The following is a 3,031-nucleotide window of genomic DNA, read 5'->3' on the forward strand; positions in this document are numbered from 1 at the left end:
AGGTCACTCTGCGTGCCTGTCCCGGCTGGCCCCGCCCCACTGTGCGCAACTCACCCTCACCGGCAGGTTCTTGAGCTGATCGGCTGCCAGTGAGGGTGAGTTGCGGAGCTCTTTTCTGGCCCGTGATCAGGTGCGCGTCGACCGGGTGGTTTCTCCGCCTCAGACCACCCCCTCGACGCGCACTTATGAGTCAGGGTGCGTTGGGTGCGTCGTCGGCGTCATCGGCATAGTTGGTCTCCCAGTAGACGAGTTCCACTGTGTCCTCGGGAAGAGCCGCGGCGACCTCCGCGTGGAGGCGGCATCCTTCCGCCTCGTGTTCACAGGCCATCTGTCTCGACGGCCACTGAAAGTTGCGCTCGTAGTTCTCGGTGAACATTCTGGTCCAGGTCCGGACGCGTTCCGTGAGATCCTCGGGCAGGTGGGGGAGGGGATCATCCATGTCGGAGAGCAGGTAGGGCAGGTCAGGGTCCGGATTCTTGTCCGCGGGATTCCAGAACGGCCAGTCGATCCAGTACTCGTTCATCATCGTGATGTACATGGCGTCCTTCAGCGTCCTTCGCTGTCCTCAGATCACGCAGGTGCCGTCGGGGGTGGGGAGAACGAGGCACAGGGCGAGTACCCCGGCGGCCGCGCTGCCGAAGACCGCCTGGTCGACGGGCAGTTGGAAGAACGCTCCCACACTGCCGACGACGTAGCCGCCGTACTCGACGGAGTCTTCGACAGTGCCGTTGACCTGGGACTGTACGTCGGAGCTGGACGGGAGGTCGGCGGCGCCAGCGGTCCCGGCAGTGGTTAGGGCGTGCGCAAGAGGGGTGATGACAGCGGGATGCCCGACGCATAGGCTGTAGACAAATATCGACAACGGAGGTGCGTCATGGCCAACACGATCAGCGTCGGGCAACTTCGGAAAAACCCGACCCAGATGCTCCGCGACGTCCGGAAGGGGGCGACGTACACGATCACGGACCACGGTGAGCCGGTCGCCGAAGTCACCCCGCGGCAGCAGCAGGCACGATGGGTGACGAGTGAGGAATTCAACGAGTTTCTTCAAGGGCTGGACAACCGGGCGGACCTCGAGACATGGGCCGCGGAGATTGATGACATGCGTGATGCGGAGCATCCCAGAGACCCATGGGAGCAGAACGAATGAAGGCACTCCTCGACACCAACTTGGTGATATCGGAGTCCTTCGATCATCCGGGCTATGAGCTGGTGGTGTCGTCGCTGACCTGGGCTGAACTCGGTTTCGGCATCAGCAGTGTGAAGGACCCTGTTCGGCGGGCCGAGCGCGCGAGAGAACTGCAGCGACTCCGGAGATTCTTCGGGCCCGGCATCCCCTTCGATGATGCTGCGGCTGTCGCCTACGAGACGGTGTGCGGCCTGGTGCTGGCACAGGGCCGAAAGGTCCGTGGGCGAACAGTCGACCTGATGATCGCAGCCACCGCAGCGGCACATGACGCAGCGGTGCTGACCCGCAGCATCGACGACTTCCGCGGACTGGAGGGGTTTGTGACGGTCCGCGAACCATAGTGTTGAAGGCGTGCGCGACGAAGATCCGTAGAGAATCCGGAGGACTATGATCGACGACCATGTCCTACGAACTCAGCGACTCCATCACCATCGCCGCGTCCCCGGCCGAGGTCTACGACCTGGTCAGCGACATCACCCGCACCGGCGAGTGGAGCGCCCAGTGCTACCGGGCGGAGTGGGACGGAGCCGCCGCCACCGACCCCGCCGCCCGCGTCCCCGGGGCCACGTTCACCGGTCACAACCGGAAACCCGGACGTGAGTGGTCGACGGTCTCCGAGGTCGTGACCTGCGATCCCGGCCGTGAGTTCGCCTGGCGCGTCACCTCCTCCGGCACCGTGTGGGGCTACCGCATGGAGCCGGTGAACCGCCGGGACGACGCCACCGTCCTCACCGAGTTCACCCGCTTCACCGAGGAGGGCGAGGCCTACTTCGCGCAGAAGTTCGGGGAGGACGCCGCCGCGCAGGAGACCGACCGGAAGGACACCGCCACCTACGGCATCACCGAGACCCTCCACAACCTACGGACGCTCATCGAGGGGTGACCGGACCACGGACTCATCATCATGATCGGCATGGTGGTGATCTTCGTCGGCGACCGCGACGGTCAGGGCGTGGAGTCTCGCACACAGCGTCGGCATCCCGGGAACCGGTCGGCCTACCTGCGCCCGGGACCGGAGTTCACCGACCGCGGCGGACATGTGCCGCACGATGGTCCCGGCGGACATGCACTTGCCCGCCCGCACCGGACGCTGCTAGCGTCGGACGCATGCGGAAGTAGAACCCCTGAACCGTCCCGCGCCTGAGGCGCCACCGGCCACACCTGTCGAGCACCATGCTCCGGGCACCGGTGAGCACAGACCCGGCGGGACACACCTTTTCTCCACTCAGGGAGTCCCGCCATGTTGTTCAATTCCTCCAACACCTCCGCGCACACTGCCACCCCGGACGCTGTCCTGCGCATCGACGGCCTGTCCGTCCAGATCGCCGGCACCCGCGTCCTCACCGACATCTCCTTCACCGTCGCGCCAGGTCAGCGCATCGGCCTGATCGGGGAGAACGGCTCGGGCAAGTCCACGCTGCTGCACGCCGTCCACGGCTCACTCCCAGCAGCCGCGACGACGGCCGGCACCATCGACACCGGCTCCGGCAACCACCGGGCCCGCGTCGGTCTGCTGCACCAGCAGGCGCCGTTCGCCCCGACCGACACGATCGAGCAGGCCCTGGAATCCGCAGTCGCCGTGGAACGCCAGGTCGCCCGTGACCTGGAGGCCGCTGCGGACCCCTATGATGCTGATGCCTACGCAAAAGCCATTGACCTGGCCGAACGACTCGACATCTGGGAGACCGACGCGCGTATCTCGGCCATGCTCGCCGGACTCGGGCTGTCGCACATCCCGACCGACCGGACCACCGTGGAACTCTCGGGCGGGCAGAAGTCCAGGCTGTCCCTGGCGTGGCTGCTGCTCAACCGACCGGACATCCTCCTGCTCGACGAGCCCAC

The 3,031-nt window shown here is 66.0% G+C and carries 5 protein-coding genes; 4 read left to right on the forward strand and 1 reads right to left on the reverse strand.

Features of this window, described 5'->3' with window-relative positions; translation table 11 throughout:
- Nucleotides 1-190: 190 nt before the first annotated feature.
- On the reverse strand, nt 191-538 hold the full coding sequence (locus tag QZV72_RS01510; RefSeq protein WP_297004345.1) for a hypothetical protein: 348 nt from the start codon (nt 536-538) through the stop codon (nt 191-193).
- Between the two features lie 336 nt (nt 539-874).
- On the opposite strand from QZV72_RS01510, the gene QZV72_RS01515 reads away from it, so the two are divergent.
- From QZV72_RS01515 to QZV72_RS01530, 4 genes are all read left to right on the forward strand, one after another.
- On the forward strand, nt 875-1,150 hold the full coding sequence (locus tag QZV72_RS01515) for a type II toxin-antitoxin system Phd/YefM family antitoxin (RefSeq protein WP_297004347.1): 276 nt from the start codon (nt 875-877) through the stop codon (nt 1,148-1,150).
- Nucleotides 1,147-1,530: a PIN domain-containing protein gene (locus QZV72_RS01520; RefSeq protein WP_297004349.1), complete on the forward strand. Its 384-nt coding sequence runs from the start codon at nt 1,147-1,149 to the stop codon at nt 1,528-1,530. The genes QZV72_RS01515 and QZV72_RS01520 overlap by 4 nt, the downstream gene beginning before the upstream one ends.
- A gap of 59 nt (nt 1,531-1,589) precedes the next feature.
- Entirely contained in the window at nt 1,590-2,072 is a 483-nt protein-coding gene (locus tag QZV72_RS01525; protein ID WP_297004352.1) for an SRPBCC family protein, read from the forward strand.
- Nucleotides 2,073-2,429: 357 nt separating this feature from the next.
- The coding region (locus QZV72_RS01530; protein ID WP_297004355.1) for an ATP-binding cassette domain-containing protein at nt 2,430-3,031 on the forward strand (602 nt) is incomplete at its 3' end.

The organism is uncultured Corynebacterium sp., from assembly GCF_902782855.1.
In the GTDB taxonomy this organism is placed as follows: domain Bacteria; phylum Actinomycetota; class Actinomycetes; order Mycobacteriales; family Mycobacteriaceae; genus Corynebacterium.

Excerpts from the sequence above, each read along its gene's own strand:
- QZV72_RS01510 (WP_297004345.1), bottom strand. The coding sequence starts at position 538 with ATGTACATCACGATGATGAACGAGTACTGGATCGACTGGCCGTTCTGG.
- QZV72_RS01515 (WP_297004347.1), top strand. The coding sequence starts at position 875 with ATGGCCAACACGATCAGCGTCGGGCAACTTCGGAAAAACCCGACCCAG.
- QZV72_RS01520 (WP_297004349.1), top strand. The coding sequence starts at position 1,147 with ATGAAGGCACTCCTCGACACCAACTTGGTGATATCGGAGTCCTTCGAT.
- QZV72_RS01525 (WP_297004352.1), top strand. The coding sequence starts at position 1,590 with ATGTCCTACGAACTCAGCGACTCCATCACCATCGCCGCGTCCCCGGCC.